At 70.6% G+C, this 20,624-nt stretch carries 20 protein-coding genes; 13 read left to right on the plus strand and 7 right to left on the minus strand.

Annotated features, from left to right (window positions below; genetic code table 11):
* Window positions 1-138 precede the first annotated feature (138 nt).
* From REH65_RS22385 to REH65_RS22400, 4 genes are all read left to right on the plus strand, one after another.
* Window positions 139-1,062, plus strand: a complete 924-nt coding sequence (locus REH65_RS22385; RefSeq protein ID WP_406688966.1) for a DUF6461 domain-containing protein — start codon at window positions 139-141, stop codon at window positions 1,060-1,062.
* A 112-nt stretch (window positions 1,063-1,174) separates the two neighbouring features.
* On the plus strand, window positions 1,175-1,891 hold the full coding sequence (locus tag REH65_RS22390) for a hypothetical protein (RefSeq protein WP_406688967.1): 717 nt from the start codon (window positions 1,175-1,177) through the stop codon (window positions 1,889-1,891).
* Window positions 1,892-1,934: 43 nt separating this feature from the next.
* Window positions 1,935-4,106, plus strand: coding sequence for an NAD-dependent DNA ligase LigA (gene ligA / locus REH65_RS22395; protein WP_406688968.1), 2,172 nt, complete (start codon window positions 1,935-1,937; stop codon window positions 4,104-4,106).
* A gap of 34 nt (window positions 4,107-4,140) precedes the next feature.
* Entirely contained in the window at window positions 4,141-4,620 is a 480-nt protein-coding gene (locus REH65_RS22400) for a GNAT family N-acetyltransferase (protein ID WP_406688969.1), read from the plus strand.
* Between the two features lie 216 nt (window positions 4,621-4,836).
* Here REH65_RS22400 and REH65_RS22405 read toward each other — a convergent pair whose 3' ends face one another.
* Window positions 4,837-5,490: an amino acid-binding protein gene (locus REH65_RS22405; protein ID WP_281455173.1), complete on the minus strand. Its 654-nt coding sequence runs from the start codon at window positions 5,488-5,490 to the stop codon at window positions 4,837-4,839.
* A gap of 284 nt (window positions 5,491-5,774) precedes the next feature.
* Here REH65_RS22405 and gatC point away from each other — a divergent pair, with 284 nt between their 5' ends.
* The 4 genes from gatC to gatB are packed head-to-tail and all read left to right on the plus strand — an operon-like array spanning window position 5,775 to window position 9,320.
* Window positions 5,775-6,074, plus strand: a complete 300-nt coding sequence (gene gatC / locus REH65_RS22410; RefSeq protein WP_093413507.1) for an Asp-tRNA(Asn)/Glu-tRNA(Gln) amidotransferase subunit GatC — start codon at window positions 5,775-5,777, stop codon at window positions 6,072-6,074.
* The gene (gene gatA, locus REH65_RS22415; RefSeq protein ID WP_093413505.1) at window positions 6,074-7,585 is read left to right on the plus strand and encodes an Asp-tRNA(Asn)/Glu-tRNA(Gln) amidotransferase subunit GatA; all 1,512 of its coding nucleotides are present in this window, start codon (window positions 6,074-6,076) and stop codon (window positions 7,583-7,585) included. Before gatC ends, gatA begins: the two co-directional genes overlap by 1 nt.
* Before the next feature lie 35 nt (window positions 7,586-7,620).
* Window positions 7,621-7,818: a hypothetical protein gene (locus tag REH65_RS22420; protein WP_093413503.1), complete on the plus strand. Its 198-nt coding sequence runs from the start codon at window positions 7,621-7,623 to the stop codon at window positions 7,816-7,818.
* On the plus strand, window positions 7,815-9,320 hold the full coding sequence (gene gatB, locus REH65_RS22425) for an Asp-tRNA(Asn)/Glu-tRNA(Gln) amidotransferase subunit GatB (RefSeq protein WP_281454971.1): 1,506 nt from the start codon (window positions 7,815-7,817) through the stop codon (window positions 9,318-9,320). The genes REH65_RS22420 and gatB overlap by 4 nt, the downstream gene beginning before the upstream one ends.
* A 331-nt stretch (window positions 9,321-9,651) precedes the next feature.
* Here the strand turns inward: gatB and REH65_RS22430 are convergent, their stop codons facing one another.
* On the minus strand, window positions 9,652-11,073 hold the full coding sequence (locus REH65_RS22430; RefSeq protein ID WP_406688970.1) for an FAD-dependent monooxygenase: 1,422 nt from the start codon (window positions 11,071-11,073) through the stop codon (window positions 9,652-9,654).
* Window positions 11,074-11,163: 90 nt separating this feature from the next.
* Here REH65_RS22430 and REH65_RS22435 point away from each other — a divergent pair, with 90 nt between their 5' ends.
* A complete protein-coding gene (locus REH65_RS22435) occupies window positions 11,164-11,751 on the plus strand; it encodes a TetR/AcrR family transcriptional regulator (RefSeq protein ID WP_406688971.1) in 588 nt (195 codons plus the stop codon).
* Window positions 11,752-11,856: 105 nt separating this feature from the next.
* On the opposite strand, the gene REH65_RS22440 is transcribed toward REH65_RS22435, so the two are convergent.
* Together REH65_RS22440 and REH65_RS22445 are read right to left on the minus strand one after the other, a co-directional pair.
* Entirely contained in the window at window positions 11,857-13,008 is a 1,152-nt protein-coding gene (locus tag REH65_RS22440; RefSeq protein ID WP_406688972.1) for a PQQ-dependent sugar dehydrogenase, read from the minus strand.
* 91 nt (window positions 13,009-13,099) lie between these two features.
* Window positions 13,100-14,086: an alpha/beta fold hydrolase gene (locus REH65_RS22445; protein WP_406688973.1), complete on the minus strand. Its 987-nt coding sequence runs from the start codon at window positions 14,084-14,086 to the stop codon at window positions 13,100-13,102.
* A 113-nt stretch (window positions 14,087-14,199) separates the two neighbouring features.
* Here REH65_RS22445 and REH65_RS22450 point away from each other — a divergent pair, with 113 nt between their 5' ends.
* Window positions 14,200-14,625, plus strand: a complete 426-nt coding sequence (locus REH65_RS22450) for a hypothetical protein (protein ID WP_406688974.1) — start codon at window positions 14,200-14,202, stop codon at window positions 14,623-14,625.
* The gene (locus REH65_RS22455; RefSeq protein ID WP_406693216.1) at window positions 14,532-14,945 is read left to right on the plus strand and encodes a DoxX family protein; all 414 of its coding nucleotides are present in this window, start codon (window positions 14,532-14,534) and stop codon (window positions 14,943-14,945) included. The genes REH65_RS22450 and REH65_RS22455 overlap by 94 nt, the downstream gene beginning before the upstream one ends.
* A 259-nt stretch (window positions 14,946-15,204) precedes the next feature.
* Here the strand turns inward: REH65_RS22455 and ilvD are convergent, their stop codons facing one another.
* The 3 genes from ilvD to REH65_RS22470 all read right to left on the minus strand — a co-directional run bounded on the left by ilvD (window position 15,205) and on the right by REH65_RS22470 (window position 17,989).
* Complete coding sequence (gene ilvD / locus REH65_RS22460; protein WP_406688975.1) at window positions 15,205-17,049, minus strand: dihydroxy-acid dehydratase; 1,845 nt, start codon at window positions 17,047-17,049, stop codon at window positions 15,205-15,207.
* A 196-nt stretch (window positions 17,050-17,245) separates the two neighbouring features.
* A complete protein-coding gene (locus tag REH65_RS22465; protein WP_406688976.1) occupies window positions 17,246-17,815 on the minus strand; it encodes a PH domain-containing protein in 570 nt (189 codons plus the stop codon).
* Window positions 17,816-17,827: 12 nt separating this feature from the next.
* On the minus strand, window positions 17,828-17,989 hold the full coding sequence (locus REH65_RS22470; RefSeq protein WP_406688977.1) for a hypothetical protein: 162 nt from the start codon (window positions 17,987-17,989) through the stop codon (window positions 17,828-17,830).
* A 214-nt stretch (window positions 17,990-18,203) separates the two neighbouring features.
* On the opposite strand from REH65_RS22470, the gene REH65_RS22475 reads away from it, so the two are divergent.
* Both REH65_RS22475 and ilvN read left to right on the plus strand, forming a co-directional pair.
* The gene (locus REH65_RS22475; RefSeq protein ID WP_406688978.1) at window positions 18,204-20,036 is read left to right on the plus strand and encodes an acetolactate synthase large subunit; all 1,833 of its coding nucleotides are present in this window, start codon (window positions 18,204-18,206) and stop codon (window positions 20,034-20,036) included.
* Window positions 20,033-20,539 (plus strand): acetolactate synthase small subunit, encoded by a 507-nt coding sequence (ilvN, locus tag REH65_RS22480; protein WP_093413489.1) that lies wholly within the window; start codon window positions 20,033-20,035, stop codon window positions 20,537-20,539. The genes REH65_RS22475 and ilvN overlap by 4 nt, the downstream gene beginning before the upstream one ends.
* The last annotated feature ends 85 nt before the right edge of the window (window positions 20,540-20,624 follow it).

Raw genomic sequence — 20,624 nt, forward strand, 5'->3', positions numbered from 1 at the left:
CAGGGGTTCCCGGAGAACCGAAGTCCACTGTGGAGCGATGTTCGGCACGTCCGTTTGGACCGGTTGATGTGGGCTCGTTGTCCGAACGTTTTGCGGAAATGCCCGTGGTCTGACCTTTGCGCTGGTAGGAAGAGCCCTGTGGGGAGTCATTGCGTCAGCGAGCTTGACCGCGTCGCCTGGATCGGGCGGAGCACGATCCAGGACGCGGCGTGCCTGACCCTGGTCCGCGACAGCGACCTGGGGCGGGTGGCCGCGTCGTTCGGTGCGGTCACGTCGTACGGCCGGTCACTGGACATCGACGAGTTCTGCGAAGAGGCCTTCGCCTACCAGGAGAAGCACCCGATGATCGCGCTGCGGACGGTCGGGGAGTGGACCCTGGTGGTCGAGGACAGCGGAGGGCAGGGCGTCCGGCCCGAAGTGCTGCGGCGCGTCGCGCGTCCCGAAGCGGTCTCCTGCTACTGGGACGAGGACGTGCGCACGCGGTTCGTGCACGCCGTCGACGGCGTCATCCAGACGTCCTTCGAGGCCGTGCTCCCCGAGTACCGGGAGGGCGCCGAACCCGACGGGCTGGAGGAGCACCGCGAACACCTCCCCTGGTCGGACGGGGCCCCGGTGCAGCTGATGCTGGCGCTGGCCGGGCGGATCACCGGTGAGGTCCCCAGCGAGGAGTGGCTGACCGGAGAGCTCTGCACCTACCCGGTCGCGCCCTGGCCCGACGACCTGGTGTCGCAACCGCTGGGCGACCTCGACGGCTACCCGGCGGAGATGCTGACCGCGCTGCGCGCGGCCGGCGAGCGGGACCAGCGACGGGTGCTGCGGTCGCTGGCGCGCTACGTCGCCACCACCGCCGACTGCCTCGACCTCCCGGTCGTGCAGCACATCCTCGCCGGGAACCGGCCGCCGTGCGCGGAAGTCGACCAGACCCTGCGCGAACTGGTGTGGAGCGGGATCTGGGAGCGGCCGCTCTCGTCAGCCGCAACCGGCTGCACGCCATGCAGGTCATCCGGCAGATCATGCACGAGGACTCCCGCCACGCACTGTCCGGCGTGCTCACCGGCGTGACGTCGGTGCGCGGGGTCGAGCCGGGGGCCATCACCGCCCTCGTGCGCGACGAGCTGCCGTGAGTTCTCTCGTCCCGCCACGCTGAGCTCGGTCGAACGGCACAATGGTGCGCATGTTCAGGTTCCTGCGCCGCCGTGATGCCGAAGCCCCCGCCTCGTCGGTCGAGGGAGGGGCGGCCGAGGGAGGGGCGGCCGAGGGAGGGGCGGCCGAGACCGACGTGGCCGCCGAAGCGGCGGAGCGGGCGGCGGCGTTCTGGTCGTGGTGGGACGACAACCTGCCCGAGATCGCCTCGGCGCTCGGCGACAGCGAACCCCAGCGCATCGAGAACCTCGTCGCCGACGCGGTCGCCGGCGTCCACCCGGACCTGACCTTCAGCATCGAGCACGGCGAGAAGGCCGCGTTCGCGCTCGTCATCAGCAGCCAGGCCGATCCCGGGCTGCGTCCCTACACCGATGCGTGGATGTCGGCCGCGCCCGCCGCCGACACGCTGTGGGAGTACCACGACTCGGTCCCGGCCGTGCCGGACCCGACGCAGGTCACCGTCAACCTGCGCGGCGAGAAGTACCCGCTGGAGCAGGTGCGGGTGGTCGCGCAGGTCGACGAGGCCGAGGGCCTGGTCGACGTCGCCGTCTACCACCCGGGCTTCGGCGCGCTCGACGAGAACGCGCGGCGGGCCCTGACGTTCCTGCCGCTGGACGCCACGCTCGGTGAGCGGCTGGCCGCCGACCGGCTGGGGCGGGTCGAAACCGCCGAGGCCGAGCCGGAAGGGTCCATCGGCCTGCTCGAACTGCGCGAGCTGGTGCGCGAGCTGGACCGCAACGCGCGCTGAGCCGCTGCGTGCTCGTGTCGGTGCCGGTCGCTAGTCTCGGGGCGTGACCAGCAAGGACGTTGACGAGCTCAATCCCAGCGAGGACGCCGAGGGCGTGCCCGCCGACCCCGCCGCCCACGGTGCGGCCGAAGGCGTCGAGGACGTGCCGCCCGACGTGCGCGAACAGTACGCGGAACTGGCCGAGGAGGTTCGCGGCCACCAGTTCCGCTACTACGTGCTGGACTCGCCGACGATCTCCGACGGCGAGTTCGACGAGCTGTTCACGCGGCTGCAGCGGATGGAGGCCGAGCACCCGGCGCTGCAGGCGCACGACTCGCCCACGCAGGTCGTCGGAGGCACCTTCTCCACCGCGTTCACCCCGGTGGCGCACCTGGAGCGGATGCTCAGCCTGGACAACGCCTTCGACTCCGAGGAGCTGCGGGCGTGGGTCGAGCGGGTGGAGCGCGAGGTCGGCGGCGACGCGCACTACCTGTGCGAGCTCAAGATCGACGGCCTGGCGGTCAACCTGCTCTACCGCGACGGGCACCTGGAGCGGGCGCTGACCCGCGGTGACGGCCGCACCGGTGAGGACGTCACGCTCAACGTGCGCACCATGGGCGACGTGCCGGAGCAGCTGTCCGGCACCGACGAGTACCCGGTGCCGGAGCTGGTGGAGGTGCGCGGCGAGATCTTCTTCCGGGTCGACGAGTTCGCCGAGCTCAACGCCAAGCTGGTCGACGCGGGCAAGGAGCCCTTCGCCAACCCGCGCAACGCCGCGGCCGGGTCGCTGCGGCAGAAGGACCCGCGGGTGAGCCGGTCCCGCCCGCTGCGGCTGATCTGCCACGGACTGGGCAGGCGCGAGGGTTTCGAGCCGGAGCGGCAGTCGGAGTCCTACGCGGCGCTGAAGGCGTGGGGGCTGCCGGTGTCCGGGCACACCGTCGTGCTGTCCACTGTGGATGAACTGATCGGCCACATCCAGCACTGGGGCAAGAACCGCGACTCCGCCGAGCACGAGATCGACGGCATCGTCATCAAGGTCGACGAGGTGCCGCTGCAGCGCAGGCTCGGCGCCACCTCCCGCGCGCCGCGCTGGGCCATCGCCTACAAGTACCCACCGGAGCAGGCCACCACGAAGCTGCTCAACATCGAGGTCAACGTCGGCCGCACCGGCCGGGTCACGCCGTACGCGGTGATGGCGCCGGTCAAGGTCGCCGGGTCGACGGTGTCGATGGCGACCCTGCACAACGCCGACGAGGTGCGGCGCAAGGGCGTGCTCATCGGCGACCGCGTCGTCATCCGCAAGGCCGGCGACGTCATCCCCGAGGTGCTGGGCCCGGTCGCCGACGTGCGCACCGGCGACGAGCGCGAGTTCGTCATGCCCGAGGCCTGCCCCGAGTGCGGGGCCCGGCTGGCGCAGCAGAAGGAGGGCGACGTCGACCTGCGCTGCCCGAACTCCCAGGGCTGCCCCGGTCAGCAGCGGGAACGGCTGTTCTACCTGGCCAGCCGCAAGGTCCTCGACATCGACGCGCTCGGCTACGAGGGCGCCTCGGCGCTGCTGAGCGCCGGTGTGCTCGGCGACGAGGGCGACCTGTTCGACCTCGACGAGGCGAAGCTGCTCAAGACCCCGCTCTACACCACCAAGGAGGGCAACCTCTCGGCCAACGGCGCGAAGCTGCTGGCGAACCTGGAGGAGGCCAAGCAGAAGCCCCTGTGGCGGGTGCTGGTGGGGCTGTCGATCCGGCACGTCGGGCCGACGGCGGCGCAGGCGCTGGCGCGGGAGTTCGTGACGCTGGAGCGCATCGAGGAAGCCACCGAGGAGGAGATCGCCAACACCGACGGGGTCGGTCCGACGATCGCCACCGCCGTGCGCGAGTGGTTCGCCGTGGAGTGGCACCGCGAGATCGTGCGCAAGTGGCGCGAGGCCGGGGTGCGGATGGCCGACGAGCGCGACGAGTCGATCCCCCGGACTCTGGAGGGCATGTCGATCGTGGTCACCGGCACGCTGCAGCAGTACTCGCGGGACGAGGCCAAGGAGTCGATCATGGCTCGCGGTGGCCGGGCGGCCGGTTCGGTGTCGAAGAAGACCGCGTTCGTCGTGGTCGGCGACTCGCCGGGGTCGAAGTACGACAAGGCGATGCAGCTGAAGGTGCCGGTGCTCGACGAGGACGGGTTCACCGTGCTGCTGCAGCAGGGCCCGGAGGCCGCCACCGAGCGGGCGCTGCCGCCGGAGGAGTGAGGACACCGCTGTGCGGGGTGGCAGGATCGGTGCCATGGCAACGATTCGAGCCGCCCTGCCGGCGGAGTACGAGACGATCGGGGAGATCTCGGCCAAGGCCTACGCGGACGCGGGCAACGCGCCCGACTACTACCTGCCGGTGCTGCGCGACGCCGCCGACCGCGCAGCCAACGCCGAACTGCTGGTCGCTCTCGACGAGGGCCGTCCGGTGGGCACGGTGACCGTGATCCGTCCAGGTGATTCGTACTCGGAGATCGCGTTGCCCGGGGAGATGGAGTTCCGGATGCTCGCGGTCGATCCGTCCTCCGGCTGCCGGGGTGTGGGCCGGGAGCTCGTCGAGGCGGTCCTGGACCGGGCACGGGCCGAGGAGGTCGGGCGTGTCGTGCTGTGCGTGTCGGAGACCGCGCACCGGCCGCGTCGGCTCTACGAGCGGATGGGGTTCCAGCGGATGCCCGAGCGCGACTGGAGCCCCACCGAGGGCGTCCGCCTCCTCGGCCACAGCCTCGACCTCTGACCCCTGCTACCCCTCACAGCTGCCGCGCGGCCTCCCGCAGCGGGGTGTCCACGTGGTGCGTCGCATGGTTCTTCGGGGTGGGTGCGGTGGTGGTGATCGTTGCCAGGGGACAGTTTTTCCTCGAATCACCCATGATCAATGTCCGTTTTGCCCGGACAGTTCTCACTAAAACTGTCCCCTGGTGAGGAACGCGCTGGAAGTGACCAGCCGAATGGGTCAGCCGTCGAGGACGACCGAGACGATGCCCGCGAGGTGGGCGAGGCGCGCGAGTTCCGCTGCGCGGAACATGGGGCCGCCGGGACGTCCGGCGAGCAGCACGCGATCGGGCTTGCCGATGGGGGTGGCGGCGAGCTCCGTGCCCAGCTCCTGCCAGGTCTCGGGCACCCAGGTCTCGTCGCCGTCGAGGATCGTGGCGCGCGGCAGCGGCAGCCACGGGAGTTCGAGGTAGCCCTCCTGCGGCGCGGAGGTGCTCGCGGCGAGCTGCTCGGCGCCGCCGGAGCGGTGCCCGAACACGATCGCCCAACCCGATCGGATGATCTTCGGGACGCCTTCGGCGAAGATCTGCAGGCCGCGGCCGGGCTCGGCGGCGATCTCCTCGACGAGCTCCAGCTCGCGGTGCGTGTCCAGCACGCCCGCGTAGGGGCGGACGGCGTCGACCTCGACACCGTCGATGGATTCCGCGGCGGTGATCAGCACGTCCGGCGGGCGCCCCGAGGGCAGCTCCACCACGAGGTCGTCGATGGCCGTGCCGCCGATGCGTTCGACCACGTCGACGCTGAGGATGTCGGCACCGATCTCGCCGAGCGCGCTCGCCACCGACCCGAGATTGCCGGGTCGGTCCGGTATCTGCACCCGGATGAGGAAGGACACCGGACTCAACGCCTCCAGTTTCGTGCGCGACACCTCGCCGGCCGCGCGTTTCCTTCGCGTGCTCGTCCGCTTGCGCGGCAGCTCGTGCGAGGACAACCGCGGAGAAATTGTGTCAGACGCCGCGTAGTCATCTTGCTACAGCCGTCCGCTGTGTAGAACGACCAGGGGATTCCGGAAAGTTCCCGGGCGCGCCTCGCCAGGCACGACCCCTGCCCGGTCTGGCAGCGTGGCCGCCATAGACTGGGACGTACTCGTAAACCGGACATGACCAGGGAGCCTTCGCAGTGTCCAAGATCTCCCGCGACGAGGTCGCACACCTCGCCGGCCTGGCACGGCTGGCCGTCACCGAGGCCGAGCTCGACACCTTCGCAGGCCAGCTCGACCAGATCCTCGACGCGGTGGCGAAGGTGGGGCAGGTCGCTGCGGACGACATCCCACCGACGTCGCACGCCGTGCCGGTGACCAACGTTTTCCGCGAGGACGAGGTCCGCCCCGGGCTGACGCGCGAGCAGGCGCTCGCCGCGGCGCCCGCGGCCGAAGAGGACCGCTTCCGCGTTCCCCGCATCCTGACTGAGGAGGCCTGATGAGCCTGACCGGGCTGACCGCGTCCGAGCTGGCCGCCAAGCTGGCGGCAGGGGAGGTCACGTCGGTCGAGGTGACGCAGGCGCACCTGGACCGCATCGCCGCCGTGGACCCGCTGGTCCACGCGTTCCTGCACGTCGACGCCGAGGGCGCGCTCGCCGCCGCCCGCCAGGCCGACGAGGACCGGGCCGCGGGCAAGGCGGCCTCGCCGCTGGCCGGCGTGCCGCTGGCGCTCAAGGACGTGCTGACCACCACCGACATGCCCACCACCGTCGGCTCCAAGATGCTCGAGGGCTGGATGGCGCCGTACGACTCGACGGTGACGCGCAAGCTGCGCGAGGCCGGTGTGGTCGTGCTGGGCAAGACCAACATGGACGAGTTCGCGATGGGCTCGTCCACCGAGAACTCCGCCTACGGCCCGACCCGCAACCCGTGGGACACCGACCGCATCCCGGGCGGTTCGGGCGGCGGTTCCTCGGCGGCGCTGGCCGCGTTCGAGGCACCCCTGGCCATCGGCACCGACACCGGCGGCTCCATCCGCCAGCCGGGCGCGGTGACCGGCACCGTGGGCGTCAAGCCCACCTACGGCGGGGTGTCCCGCTACGGCCTGGTGGCGTTCTCGTCGTCGCTGGACCAGCCGGGCCCGTGCGCGCGGACGGTGCTGGACGCGGCGCTGCTGCACGAGGTCATCGCCGGGCACGACCCGATGGACTCCACCTCCATCGACCAGCCGGTGCCGCAGGTCGTCGAGGCCGCCAAGCAGGGCGCCAGCGGTGACCTGACCGGCGTGAAGGTCGGCGTGGTCCGCGAGTTCTCCGGCGACGGCTACCAGCCGGGCGTGCAGCGGGCGTTCGACGCCGCCGTCGCGCAGCTGTCGAAGCTGGGCGCCGAGGTCGTCGAGGTCTCCTGCCCGCACTTCGACTACGCGCTGGGCGCCTACTACCTGATCGCGCCGAGCGAGTGCTCGTCGAACCTGGCACGCTTCGACTCGATGCGCTACGGCCTGCGCGTCGGCGACGACGGCGAGCACAGCGCCGAGCAGGTCATGTCGATGACCCGCGAGGCCGGCTTCGGCCCCGAGGTCAAGCGCCGCATCATGCTCGGCACCTACGCGCTGTCCTCGGGCTACTACGACGCCTACTACGGCCAGGCGCAGAAGGTGCGGACGCTGATCACCCGCGACTTCACCGCCGCGTTCGAGCAGGTCGACGTGCTGGTCTCGCCGACCACCCCGACCACCGCGTTCAAGATCGGCGAGCGGGTCGACGACCCGATGGCGATGTACCTCGCCGACCTGTGCACGATCCCGTCGAACCTGGCGGGCAACGCCGCCATGAGCCTGCCCTGCGGTCTGTCCGATGAGGACGGTCTGCCGGTGGGCCTGCAGATCATGGCCCCGGCGATGGCCGACGACCGGCTCTACCGGGTCGGCGCGGCCTACGAGGTCGCCCGCGACGCCGAGCAGGGCGGTCCGCTGATCAACCGTGTCCCGAAGCTGGAGGCGGCGGTATGAGTCGCTCCCACGCCACCGATGCAGGAGGTCGCAAGGTGAACCCGAAGTTGAAGGCCGCGTTCCAGCTCGCTTCCGTGGTCTCGGCGGCCTTCGGGCTGAAGGCCAGCTACAAGGCGGCCCGCGAGAACAACGACAAGCTCGAACTGGCCGACGTCATCATCACGGCGCTCGGTCTGATCACGGGTACCGCTCTGGCGGTGCGCGCGCTGCGCAAGGGGAGTGACGAGGAGTGACCGCCGTCGCCGAGATCATGGACTACGACGAGGTCCTGGCCCGGTTCGACCCGGTGCTGGGCCTCGAGGTCCACGTCGAGCTCTCCACCAAGACCAAGATGTTCTGCGGCTGCGCCAACGCGTTCGGCGCCGAGCCCAACACCCAGGTCTGCCCGGTGTGCCTGGGCCTGCCGGGTGCGCTGCCCGCGGTCAACGGCAAGGCCGTCGAGGCCGCGATCCGGATCGGCCTGGCGCTGAACTGCCAGGTCGCGGAGTGGTGCCGGTTCGCCCGGAAGAACTACTTCTACCCGGACATGCCGAAGAACTTCCAGACCTCGCAGTACGACGAGCCGATCGTCTTCGACGGTCACCTCGACGTGGTGCTCGACGACGGCGAGACCTTCCGCGTCGACATCGAGCGGGCGCACATGGAGGAGGACACCGGCAAGTCGCTGCACATGGGCGGTGCCACCGGTCGCATCCACGGCGCCGACTACTCGCTGCTGGACTACAACCGGGCCGGCGTGCCGCTGATCGAGATCGTCACCAAGCCGATCACCGGTGCCGGTGAGCGCGCCCCCGAGGTCGCCCGCGCCTACGTGGCCGCGCTGCGCGACCTGCTGCGGGCGCTGAACGTCTCCGACGTGCGCATGGACCAGGGCTCGCTGCGCTGCGACGCGAACGTCTCGCTGATGCCCAAGGGCACCACCGAGTTCGGCACGCGCACCGAGACCAAGAACGTCAACTCGCTGCGCAGCGTCGAGCGCGCGGTGCGCTACGAGATGCAGCGGCACGCGGCGGTGCTGACCTCCGGCGGGTCGATCCTGCAGGAGACGCGGCACTTCGACGAGTCCAGCGGGTCCACCTCGGCCGGTCGGCCGAAGGAGACCTCGGAGGACTACCGGTACTTCCCGGAGCCGGACCTGGTTCCGATCGCGCCGTCGCGCGAGTGGGTCGACGAGCTCTCCAAGACGCTGCCCGAGCTGCCGTGGGAGCGCCGCAAGCGCGCCCAGGAGGAGTGGGGCCTGTCCGACGAGGAGCTGCGCGACCTGGTCAACGCCGGAGCGCTGGAGCTCATCGCCGAGACCGTCGAGGCCGGTGCCGCGCCGGGCGACGCCCGCTCCTGGTGGGTGGCGTACCTGTCGCAGCAGGCCAACACCCGCGGCGTCGAGCTCGCCGACCTGGCGATCACGCCGAAGCAGGTGGCCCGGGTCGCGGCGCTGGTCGGCGAGGGCAAGCTGACCAACAAGCTGGCCCGCCAGGTCGTCGACGGCGTCCTCGACGGCGAGGGCGAGCCGGACGAGGTCGTCGCCGCCCGCGGTCTGGAGGTCGTCTCGGACGACTCGGCGCTGCAGAAGGCGATCGACGAGGCGCTGGCGGCGCAGCCGGACATCGCGGAGAAGATCCGCGGCGGCAAGGTACAAGCTGCCGGTGCGGTGGTCGGCTCGGTCATGAAGGCCACCAAGGGCCAGGCCGACGCCAAGCGGGTCCGCGAACTCGTCCTCAAGGCCTGCGGCCAGTAACCCACCCGCACGCCCCCGAGGAGCCCCCGGCTTGAAGCCGGGGGCTCCTCGTCGTCTCGGGGCCTTTTTGGGGAGGGACAGTTCTCATGAAAACCTCCCCACACCGGGGGAGACGAAGTTTTCATGAAAACTTCCCCCTCCTCAGGTGACGAAGGTTCCCTCGGGGTCTCGGTTCCTCACGGGGGTGAGGTTTTCATGAAAACTGTCCCGTCCCGTGTGGAGTGCAGTTTTCATGAAAACTGCGCGATCTCCGGGGTGGGGAGCGGGTCTTCCGGGGGTCGTGGGTGGGGAGGTTTTCATGAAAACCTCCCCACCCACGACCACGTTGGGGTCAGCGGATGTGGGCGATGTAGCCGTCGGGGCGGATCAGGACCTCGGTGCCCTCGGTGACGTCGTAGGTCGTGTAGGCGTCGACGTCGGTGAGGGAACCTTCCTGCCGGTTCTCGCGGCGGGTGATGTGCAGGGGCCGCACCTGGGGTGAGTGCTGGGGAACCTTCCTGTCAAAGCACAGCAGCGTCCAGTGGGTTCCGCGCAGCAGGTCGAAGAGGCCGACCGTCTCGCCGTCGGGGGTGCGCAGCAGGGCGCCGGGGGCGCGGTCGCCTGCTCGGACCCGGCCGGGTTCCGGGCGCTCGTCGGTGGTGAGGGGACCGTCGCGGTAGCCGATTCCGAGCTGGTTGGTCGCGGCGCCGCGCCGCAGTGCGTCAGAAGTTCCCCGCAGGGTCTTGTCCAGCAGGTCCGCGCTGAGCCCGAGCACGCTCGCGGCGACCGGGCGGCGCTCGGCGTCGTAGCTGTCGAGCAGTTCGGGGGAGCCGTCGGCGAGCTTCCAGCCCAGGTTGTAGGCGTCCTGCACGCTCGTGTTGAGCCCTTGACCACCGGTCGGCGGGTGCGTGTGCGCGGCGTCCCCGGCGAGGAACACGCGGCCCGAGCGGAAGGTCTCGGCCAGTCGGGAGTTCGGTCGCCAGATCGTCGACCACGTCAGCTCCCGGATCCGCACGTGCGAAGCGCCGAAGTGGTCCAGCAGGCCCTGCACGTGGGAGGAATCTTCCCGGGCCTCGTGGGTGGAGGGAGGCCTTGCTGCGCACTGCAGCACATCGGTTCCCGCGAGGGGTGTGAGGCTGACGCCGTGGCCGGGTTCGGTCGCGGATTGGAAGTGGTGGGCGAGCTCGGGGTGGTCGAGGCCGGTCACCCGGGCGTCGAAGAGGACGAGCTTGGTGGCCTCGTCGGTGTCGCCGAGGAACTCGACGCCGAGCCGCTTGCGGACGGTGCTGCGGCCGCCGTCGGCTCCGACGAGGTACTCGGCGCGCACGTCGCCGCTGGTCAGCGTGGCTGTCACGGAGTCGTCGTCCTGCCGCAGGCCCTGCAGGGCGTTGCCGCGCTCGACCTTCACGCCGAGGTCGGCGAGGCGGTCGCGGAGGATCTCCTCGGTGCGCCACTGGGGAACCATCCACCCGTTCGGATGCGGCACCTGGGGGCTGGGTTCGACGTGCTCGGCCATGCGGACCTCGCCGGTGGGCACGCCGTCGGTGTAGGTGCGGAAGGGCGGCGGGAGGAATCCGGCCGCCACGATCTCGTCGATCACGCCCAGGTCGTCGAAGACCTCCAGCGTGCGCGGTTGGAGGCCATCACCGCGCGATCCGGGCAAGGGCTCCTCCCTGGCATCCACGATCCGGCAGGGCACGCCGCGACGGGCCAGTTCGATGGCCAGCGTCAGCCCGGCGGGTCCGGCGCCGGCGATCAGCACTCGGGTGTCCATCAGCACTCCTAGGTGAACTTAGATTCACTGAATATGAATTCAGTTAACCGCTTGCTAGGTTTCCCGTCAAGCGGCGAGGGAGGAGAAGCGATGCCGGGAAGCATCCGCAAGGCGCAAGCTGCCGAGACCGAGGCGGCGCTCAAGACCGCGGCCGTGCGCGTCTTCGACCGGCAGGGCTACCTCAACACCAAGATCACCGACATCACCGCCGAAGCGGGCCGGTCCGCCGGGTCCTTCTACAACCACTTCAAGAGCAAGGAAGAACTCCTCGAATCACTGCTCGCCGACCTGCTGGAGGCCGGGGACCAGGACGTGCTCACCTCCGAGGAGCACTCGGCGGACCTGCGCGACCGCGCCGCCATCCGCTGGCACGTCGCCCAGTACTGGGGCTTCTTCCGCGAGCACCGGGCCGTGCTCATCGCGCTGCGCCAGGCTGCCTTGGTCGACCAGCGCTTCGCCGACCGCGCCGCCGAGCTCCTCGAACCCGACGTGCACCACCTCGCCGACCACCTGGCGCACTGCGAACGGCCCGAGGCCACGGCGCTGGCCATCGCCGGGCTCTGCCAGCAGTTCGCCCACACCAAGCTCGTCGAGGAACAGCCCCTGCTCGCCGCGCTCACCGACGAGGACGCGATCGACCTGCTCACGGGCATGATCGACCGAGGCGTCAACGGGTAGGTGCTGTTCGCGCACGCGGCGGAGCCGCATCCCACCACCTGAGCAACCGCCGCCGGTCAGGTTCCGCCACCCGCACCGCCGAGCAGCGCGACCACGGACCGGTCCTCAGTCCTTGCCCGCGGTTCCGCCGGTCGGGGGTTCCAGGCGGAGGACCCGGTCGTCGCTGGGGACCGGGCGGTCGCCGTCGCGGTTGGTGGTGCCGAGCCAGACCAGGCCGTCCGGGGCCAGGGCCGCGGTGGCGAAGCGGCCGTAGCGGTTCTCCAGGACCTTGGTGGGCTGACCGGTGAAGCTGCCGTCCGGAGCCGGGTGCAGCGTGTAGAGCGCGGAGGCGTCGCGCAGCGCCACGATCACCGTCGACGGGTCCGCCGCGCAGCCCGACACGCCAGGCCGGTCCGACCAGGTCCACGCCGGATCGCCCAGCGGCTCACCGAACTTCACCCGGTGCAGGGCGTCCTGGCCGCCGTTGCGGTCGGTCACCCAGAACATGTCGAGCGCGGACGTGCCGCAGAGACCGGTCGGCTCGTTCAGCCCCGAGGTCACCACCGGCGAGTCCTGCTTCGGGTTGCCCTCGGCCGGCTTCCCGAAACCGTCGATGCGCAGCAGCTTCCCGGCCAGCGACGTCGGGTCGGCCGCGTTGCCCGGATCACCGGCGCTGCCCGTGGCCACCAGCAGGGCGCCCTTGCCGTCGTCGAGCAGCGCGCCCGAGTTGCCGGTGGAGCCCTTCGGGATGCCGGTCAGCACCGGTTTCGGCCGATCGCCGCTGGCCACGCGCACGACCTGGTTGTCCGAACCCGTGGTGATGTAGGCGTAGAAGAGCTCGTCCTCGTGGTAGGTCGGCGACAGCGCGAGACCGGTGAGGCCGCCGCCGCTGCTGGAGTCCACCGGAATCCGGGCCAGCTCAACGGGTTCCGCGCCCTTCTGCACGCGCAGCACGCGGCCCGTGGTGCGCTCGCCGACGAGCGCGCTCTGCCCGTCCGGCAGCACCGCGATCGCCCCGACCGGGTCCAGGCAGGTCGTGATCACCGCCGGGTCGGGGTCCTCGCAGCCCACCGCCTGCGGGGGCTGCTGCGGTTGCGGCGCGCCGGGCGCCTCCGACGGGGGCGGCTCGCTCTCGAAGGACGGTTGCGGTCCGGCCTGCGGTTCCAGCGACGGCTGGTCGGCGAACGGCCGGGTGTGCTCGTTCGGGAACTCGGCGCAGCCGCTCAGCACGACACCGAGCACCGCGCAGGCGCCCACCAGCACACGAGACCGACCCATCACGCCCCCGACCCTATCCGTCCCCCGGTGAACCCGGGGTGAGCCTCCAGGACCCGATCCCCACGAGGTTCCGACTTCCATCGAAGTCGGGTCACCGGTGGTGGGGTGGTGGGTGGAGGGTTCTGCGGCGTCGGCGGGGTTGGGGCAGGGGGATGCGGAGCCTGCGGACCGGTGGGGGTGGCGGGTCGATGCCGCGGCGGGCGCACTCGACGGCCTCGACGCGGCGCAGCAGCAGGTCGAACTCCGCGCGGACGGTGTCGGGAGCCTCCAGCGGGATGAAGTGCGAGGTCTCCAGCATCCGCACCCGGGCCTGCGGGAGGGAACCGACCTGCTTCGCGGTGGTCAGCGGCTCGCCGAGGGGGTCCCAGCGCCCGGCCAGCAGGGTGAGCGGGCAGGTGATGCCGGGCAGGCCGTCGCGGACCGAGGAGCTCCAGGCCAGGGCGAGCTCGGCGTGCGTGCGCCAGTCGCGCCGCACGAGGTTGCGCAGCGCGGCCGCGGTGGCGGCGCGGTCGGAGTCGGCGGGCAGCAGCCCGGCCTGGCGCAGCAGGTGGCCCGGCCAGTCGCCGACGGGCAGCTGCGCGGTCACCGATTCCACCAGGTCACCGGTCAGCCGCAGCGAGGCCGACCCGGTGGCGGCGAGCAGTCGCCGCAGCCGCCCGGGCACGCCGATCCCGGCCAGCAGCGCTTCGGCGCCCGCGGTGGGAGGGCCGGCGAGCAGCAGCAGCCCGCGCACCCGGTCGGGGTGGCGGGCGGCGAGCTCCACGGCGAGCGCGGTGCCTCCGGACCAGGCCAGGACCACGCAGTCGGGTGCGCCCGCGTCGTCGAGAACGGTGAGGACGTCGGCGATGCGATCACCGGTGGTGCCGGAGGAAATGCGTTCCGGGGACCAATTCAGGACCTGGGTCGCGCAATCGAGCGGAAGCAATTCCGGCGCCGAAACCAGTTCGGGGAGCACGAGAACCGCCCGCGGAGCCGCGACGCTCCACGGCCGATCGTCACGGATTTCCCGGAAATGCTCCTGACCTGCGGAGACGTCGAGATCTCCGGACATGCGCTCGCGGAATTCCAGGTCTTCCATCGGCACATTTTCCCCCTGGTCGGAGACGAGTGGTATCGAACCTGTCACGTGTGGGAAAGGTTTTCTCCCCAGGGGTCGCACTATCGGGTGAAGATGCCCTAGCCTCCTGCGGCGTGAGGATCCAAGACGATCGCCCCGGCGGTGCGGGCGGCTCCCCCGACGATCGCAGCTACGGCGCGCACGCCCAGCGGCCGCGCGGCGCGAAGGGTGCGGCCAAGAGCACGCAGAGCCTCGGCGCACGCCAACACAACTACTACGACGAAGACGACGGCTACAGCGCAGGTGAAGCGACCTCGCTGGTGGGCGGCGTCGGTGAAGACTCCGGTTACGCCGAGGAACTCGGCAAGCAGCGCAAGCCGTTCGCCTGGAACGGGGAACCGACCTCGGTCTGCTGGTCCTGCGACTGGCGCTGGGCGGGGTCTTCCTGCTGCACGGCGCGCAGAAGCTGTTCGGCGCGTTCGGCGGTCCGGGCCCGGAGGGCTTCGCGGAGGTTCTCTCCGGCATGGGCTTCCAGCAGAGCGCGGCGCTCTCGCTGGTGACCGGCGGCACCGAGCTCGGTGCCGGTGCGCTGCTGGTCCTGGGCCTGTTCACGCCGGCCGCCGCGGCCGGTGTGGTGGGGCTGATGGCCAGCGCGGTGTTCGTCAAGCTGGGTGCCGGTTTCTTCAACGCCGACGGCGGTTTCGAGATGGACGCCATCCTCGGCGCCGTCGGGATCGGCTTGTTGTTCACCGGTCCCGGCCGGGTGGCCTTGGACTACGGGCGAGTGTGGTTCCGCCGCCCGTTGGGATTCGGCTTCTTCGGGCTGATCATCGCGGCTGGCGCGGCCGCGGCGATCCTGATCCTGTTCCACCGCCCCTGACACGACGCGCACCGACACGAATCGGGCCCCGCTCCAACCGAGGAGCGGGGCCCGATTTCACGTCAGGCAAGCGCCGGAGGCGCTTTCTCGTTCACCACGCAAGCAACCGGCACCGCCGGGGGTTCTGAGCGGTTTCGTGGCGGGCACGTCGTGACGCCGTGTATTGGACATACATCAGGAGCGACGCGCGGAGTCCACGGAGCCGCTCAGGTTCCCCTACCCGCACCGCCAAGCAAGGCGACCACCGGGATAAAGAAGATCACTTGTTCACGTCGCGGACCGCGCCGTAGGACGCCGAGGTGGCGAGCTTGGCGTAGGCGCGCAGCGCGGTGGTGACCTTGCGCTCGCGGCCGACCGGGTGCCAGGGGTTCTCGCTGGCCTCCATCTTGGCGCGGCGCTCGGCCAGGACCTGCTCGTCGACCAGCAGCTCCAGCTTGCGCTGGTGGACGTCGATGAGGATCTGGTCGCCGTTCTCGACCAGGCCGATCGTGCCGCCGCCCGCGGCCTCCGGCGAGATGTGGCCGACCGACAGGCCCGAGGAGCCGCCGGAGAACCGGCCGTCGGTGATCAGCGCGCACTTCTTGCCCAGGCCGGAGCCCTTGAGGAACGCGGTCGGGTGCAGCATCTCCTGCATGCCGGGACCACCGGCGGGTCCCTCGTAGCGGATCACCAGCACCTCACCGGGCTGGATCTCCTTGTTCAGGATCGCCGAGACGGCCTGCTCCTGGCTCTCCAGCACGCGGGCCGGGCCCTGGAAGTGCCAGAGCTCCTCCTCGACACCGGCCGCCTTGATGACCGCGCCGTCGGTGGCCAGGTTGCCCTTGAGCACGGCCAGTCCGCCGTCGACGGTGTAGGCGTGCTCGACGTCGCGGATGCAACCGTTGGCGGCGTCGGTGTCCAGCGAGGACCAGCGGTTCTCGGTGGAGAACGCCTGCGTGGTGCGCACCCCGCCCGGGGCGGCGTGGAAGAGTTCGAGGGCCTTCTCCGACGGCGATTCGCCGCGCACGTCCCAGGTCGACAGCCACTCGGTCAGGCTCGCGCTGTGCACCGAGGCCACGTCGCGGTGCAGCAGGCCCGCGCGGTCCAGCTCGCCCATGATCGCGCTGATGCCGCCGGCCCGGTGCACGTCCTCCATGTGGTAGTCGGAGTTCGGCGCGACCTTCGACAGGCACGGCACGCGGCGGCTGGTCTCGGCGATGTCGTCGAGGGTGAAGTCGATCTCGCCCTCCTGCGCGGCGGCGAGGGTGTGCAGCACCGTGTTGGTGGAGCCGCCCATCGCCATGTCCAGCGCCATCGCGTTCTCGAAGGCCTTCTTGCTCGCCACCGAGCGCGGCAGGACCGTCTCGTCGTCGTCCTGGTAGTAGCGCTTGGCGATGTTGACGACCGTGCGCCCGGCCTCCTGGAACAGCTCGCGGCGCAGCGCGTGGGTGGCCAGCGTCGAGCCGTTGCCCGGCAGCGCCAGGCCCAGCGCCTCGGTCAGGCAGTTCATCGAGTTCGCGGTGAACATGCCGGAGCAGGAACCGCAGGTCGGGCACGCGGAGCGCTCCACCTCGGACAGTCCCTCGTCGTCGATCGCCGAGTTCGCCGAGGCGGAGATGGTGGTGATCAGGTCGGTCGGCGCGTGCGCGACGCCCTCGACCACGACGGCCTTGCCGGCCTCCATCGGCCCGCCGGAGACGAACACCGTCGGGATGTTGAGCCGCATCGCGGCGTTGAGCATCCCCGGGGTGATCTTGTCGCAGTTGGAGATGCACACCAGCGCGTCCGCCTGGTGGGCGTTGACCATGTACTCCACGGAGTCGGCGATGATCTCGCGCGAGGGCAGCGAGTAGAGCATGCCGCTGTGGCCCATCGCGATGCCGTCGTCGACGGCGATGGTGTGGAACTCGCGCGGCACGCCCCCGGACTCGCGGACCGTCTCGGCCACCACGTCACCGAGGTCGCGCAGGTGCACGTGCCCGGGCACGAACTGGGTGTAGGAGTTGGCGATGGCGACGATCGGCTTGCCGAAGTCGTCGTCGGTCATGCCGGTGGCGCGCCACAGCGAACGGGCGCCGGCGGCATTCCGGCCGTGAGTCGTGGTTCGGGAACGCAGCTGGGGCATTTGGGAGACCTTCTTCGATTCCAGGCTCGTGGTGCGGATCAGCGCCGAGCGCGGAGGCGGAGCTTCGACGCGATCGGCCCATCCCGCTGACATCGCCTTGTGGGCGCTAAGCGTGGTGGTGTGCTCGTGACCCTACTCCTCCGAACAGCGCGGTTGACCACGCATGTCGTCCGGATTACGCGGCGGGGGGCCGGTGTCAGCCCTCGTCGGAGGACTCGGCGGTGGGGTCCGGGAGGTGTCCCCGGGACACCAGGGCGATCGCCGGGAGGTCGCGCGGGCGCACGTTGGGCAGCGTGACCTCGCCGCCCTTGGTGGTGCTGGCGCGCACCTGGGACTGCTTGACGATGGCCAGGCCCTGCAACGATTCCCACGGCAGGGTGCGGCCGCTCACCAGGCCGCGGACCTTGATCCGCTCGGCGTCGACGGTGGTGCGCGGGCGCAGCACGAGCCACAGCAGGGCGAGCGGGATGAGGAAGACCAGCGGGCCCAGCGGACCGGAGGTGGTGGCCAGCGGCACCGCGCAGGCCGCGACCGCGAGCACGGCCAGCAGCGACACCCGGGGAACCCGGAAGTTCAGCGACTCCGGGATGTCGAGCGGCTGCTCGTCCTCCCCCGATTCGTCCTGCCCCGATTCGTCCTGGACCGTCTCGTCCTGGACCGCCTCGGTCTGGCCCGTCTCGTCCTGGGCCTTCTCCTCGGGGTGGGATTCGGTGCTCTGCTCGGCGGCGTCGTCGTCCCGCCCGGCGTCGTGGGGTGTCTCGCTCACGCCTCGATGGTCTCACCTGGCCCGATCCGGTTGAACGGGCACCGCTTTCCCGCCCGCTGGGACGAGGGGAGCGGCGCGCATCACACCGGCCGGAAATCGAGCCGAGACGGCATTGTTGAACTGCGGAAACCACGGATCGGCAAGATCGAGGTAGCCCGAACGGGTGCCCAGCATGCGGGACGATCGTCCCGGATGGTTTGACGCGGCGCTCCTGATCCCATTAACGTCCTGGCCATGCTGCGACTGCACGACATTCTCGTACTTCCCCGGCGCGTCGACGCCTGAGGAAGTACCGCAGCGTCGACGCGCCAACCCTCGTTGGGCCATTGTGTGGCCTGCGGGGGTTTTTTCGTGTCCGGTCCCACTCCCAACCACCGAGGTTGACCCGATGACCAGCGCCAATACCAGGCAGAATCCGGTCCCGGCGCCCCCGCCAGGACGCCGACCCAAGCCCGCGCCGCCCAGCGGTGCTCCGGTGAAGATGACGGGTGCGCAGGCGCTCGTGCGCTCGCTGGAGTCCGTGGGTTGCGAGGTCGTCTTCGGGATTCCGGGTGGCACCATCCTCCCGTCCTACGACCCGCTGCTCGACTCCGAGAAGGTCCGGCACGTGCTGGTGCGCCACGAGCAGGGCGGCGGGCACGCGGCGACCGGGTACGCGCAGGCCACCGGCAAGGTCGGGGTGTGCATGGCGACCTCCGGTCCGGGCGCGACGAACCTGGTCACCCCGCTCGCCGACGCGCACATGGACTCGGTCCCGGTCGTGGCGATCACCGGTCAGCAGGCCACCGGCCTGATCGGCACCGACGCCTTCCAGGAAGCCGACATCTGCGGCATCACGCTGCCCATCACCAAGCACAACTTCCTGGTCACCGACCCCGAGGACATCCCACGGATCATCGCCGAGGCGTTCTACATCGCCGCCAGCGGCCGTCCCGGACCGGTGCTGGTCGACATCCCCAAGGACGTCCAGCAGGCCACCATGTCCTTCTCCTGGCCGCCGGAGATGAAGCTGCCGGGCTACCGGCCGACCAGCAAGCCGCACGGCAAGCAGGTCCGCGAGGCCGCGAAGCTCATGGTCGAGGCCAAGCACCCGGTGTTCTACGTCGGTGGTGGGGTCATCAAGGCCGAGGCGCACGCCGAGCTGCGCAAGCTGGCCGAGCGGACCGGCATCCCGGTGGTCACCACGCTCATGGCGCGCGGCGCGTTCCCGGACTCGCACCCGCAGCACCTGGGCATGCCGGGCATGCACGGCACGGTCGCGGCGGTCGCCGCGATGCAGCGCTCCGACCTGCTGATCGCGCTGGGCGCCCGGTTCGACGACCGGGTCACCGGGCAGCTCTCGTCGTTCGCGCCGGACGCCAAGGTCGTGCACGCCGACATCGACCCGGCCGAGATCTCCAAGAACCGCTACGCCGACGTCCCGATCGTCGGTGACTGCAAGGACGTCATCGCCGAGCTGACCGACGCCTTCGAGGCCGCCGAGGCCGAGGACGGCACCGCCGACCTCAAGCCCTGGTGGGAGATGCTCGACGACATCCGCGGCCGGTTCCCGCTGGGCTACAGCGAGCCCGACGACGGCAGCCTGTCGCCGGAGTACGTCATCGAGCGCCTGGGCGCGATCGCCGGCACCGACGCGATCTACGCCGCGGGCGTGGGCCAGCACCAGATGTGGGCCGCGCAGTTCATCGGCTACGACAACCCGCGCTCCTGGCTCAACTCCGGTGGCCTCGGCACGATGGGCTACGCGGTCCCGGCCGCGATGGGCGCCAAGGCCGGTGAGCCGGACAAGGTCGTGTGGGCGATCGACGGCGACGGCTGCTTCCAGATGACCAACCAGGAGCTCGCCACCTGCGCGATCGAGGACATCCCCATCAAGGTCGCCGTCATCGACAACGGCAACCTGGGTATGGTCCGGCAGTGGCAGAACCTGTTTTACGCCGAGCGTTACTCACACAGCGACCTCGGCACCCACAAGCACCGCATCCCGGACTTCAAGCTGCTCGCCGACGCCTACGGGTGCGCAGGCCTGCGGTGTGAGTCCAAAGAGGACGTCGACAGCGTCATCCAGCGGGCTATGGAGATCAACGACCGACCGGTCGTGATCGACTTCGTGGTGGGCAAGGACGCCCAGGTGTGGCCGATGGTGGCCGCGGGCACCGGCAACGACGAGATCATGGCGGCACGCGGGATCCGCCCGCTTTTCGAGGAGGACGAGGCGTGACTAGGCATACCTTGAGCGTGCTGGTCGAGAACGTGCCCGGTGTCCTCGCCCGGGTGAGCGGTCTCTTCTCGCGGCGCAGCTTCAACATCGAGTCGCTCGCGGTCGGCCCGACCGAGCACCCGGAGATCTCCCGGATGACGATCGTGGTCGCCGTCAGCGACCAGCCGCTGGAGCAGGTCACCAAGCAGCTCAACAAGCTGGTGAACGTGATCAAGATCGTGGAGCTGGAGGACGACGCCGCGGTGCAGCGCGAGCTGCTGCTGGTCAAGGTCCGCGCCGACTCCTCGGTGCGCAGCCAGGTCCTGGAGACCGTGCAGCTGTTCCGCGCGAAGGTGGTCGACGTCTCGCCCGAGGCGCTGACGATCGAGGCCACCGGCACCGCCGATAAGCTCGACGCGTTGCTGCGAATGCTGGAACCCTACGGCGTCCGCGAGATGGTGCAGTCGGGAACGATCGCGATCGGCCGAGGCCCCCGCTCCATCACGGCCACCGCAGTGCGCTGACAACCGGCGACCCCGCCACACAGGGCCCACCAGGCTCATGAGCTAGCGGTTGCCAGCCACGGCCGACAACCGATGAAGTCCCGAA

The sequence above is a fragment of the Saccharopolyspora sp. ID03-671 genome (genome assembly GCF_045278815.1).
GTDB lineage: Bacteria > Actinomycetota > Actinomycetes > Mycobacteriales > Pseudonocardiaceae > Saccharopolyspora > Saccharopolyspora ipomoeae.